Source organism: Ponticaulis profundi, assembly GCF_042659465.1.
Classification (GTDB): domain Bacteria; phylum Pseudomonadota; class Alphaproteobacteria; order Caulobacterales; family Hyphomonadaceae; genus Ponticaulis; species Ponticaulis profundi.
Map to the genome: position 1 here is coordinate 1 of NZ_JBHSSW010000065.1, position 1,027 is coordinate 1,027.

Consider the following 1,027-nt stretch of genomic DNA (forward strand, 5'->3'; position numbering starts at 1 on the left):
GTTTGGAAGGCAGGTGAGTCCGAGCTACAGCACGGCCCATCGAAAGATGGCCAAGGGTGCACACGGACCTCACCTGCCGATCCCAGAATAGCAGATTTCGCTAAGACAAGGGTGCATTAGGCCGAAAGACGAAATGCACCGCAATCGGTAACACCTCATGCAATCTCGGTGGATTACGATCTGACGATCTAATCCACCCTACGGATCGGTGCCTGTCGTCAACAGGGTGAATGACGCGGCCCCTGATCCACTACTCTACGCGCATTTCGTCTGGTCAGAGGCGGCCGATCGGCTATCATCCATATCGGGTTGGATATTCGGGGGAATACACACATGCACAAGCGATCTGGGGTTCGTGCCCTTTTGATGCTCCTCGTTCTGGCAAGCCTGGTGCCGGTTGCTCAGGCCGGGCCTCGATTGAAGGAGTATTACGGCAAGTCGGACGATGGCCGTGAATTTCGCTATGTGCGGATCGAACGCCCGCCGCTCCAGGATGCCGTGATGAAATTTTATCGCCCGTTATTTGACCCGGCCAACGATGCTTACTGGGCTCAGCGTGTCGTGTTCGAAAAGAATTTCTCGCTTTCAGACTTTGAACTTCGCGCTTATTGCGTCGAGCAAACAGGGGGGTACTGGCAATGTTTCGGCAAGCTCACGGCCGGTGAGGCCTGTCAGAATGTCTGGGTGGAGGGTGAGCGTGCTCATGTGACCTTCGATGAGACGAAGCTGGTGCATCAAATGAATTATCGAACGGTCAGGAAGGGCTGCAAGTCCGGCATGGTGGATACCCGGAGCTGCACCTTTGCCCGGTGCGATGAATACCATTCTGTATCCGACGACCTCATTTACCGGAGCTTTCGTACATCTGCGGATTGATAAATTCGTCTGTCCGGCCGTGACGCGTAGCAACTGTTAGCACGGAAGTGGTTTGAACCGGTAGTTTCGATCCTCTTTGACCATGCTGTTGAGCCGGGTGAGCAGGCGTCTGGCGAGGGCGATGATGACCACTTTGAACGGTTTCCCGGCT

1 protein-coding gene is annotated in these 1,027 nt (G+C 55.0%); it reads left to right on the forward strand.

Annotation, left to right across the window (positions count from 1 at the left end):
* The first annotated feature begins 333 nt into the window (after positions 1–333).
* Positions 334–876 carry a hypothetical protein gene (locus ACFQDM_RS16005; RefSeq protein ID WP_377380741.1) on the forward strand — a complete coding sequence of 181 codons (543 nt, stop codon included), beginning with the start codon at positions 334–336 and terminating at the stop codon, positions 874–876.
* The last annotated feature ends 151 nt before the right edge of the window (positions 877–1,027 follow it).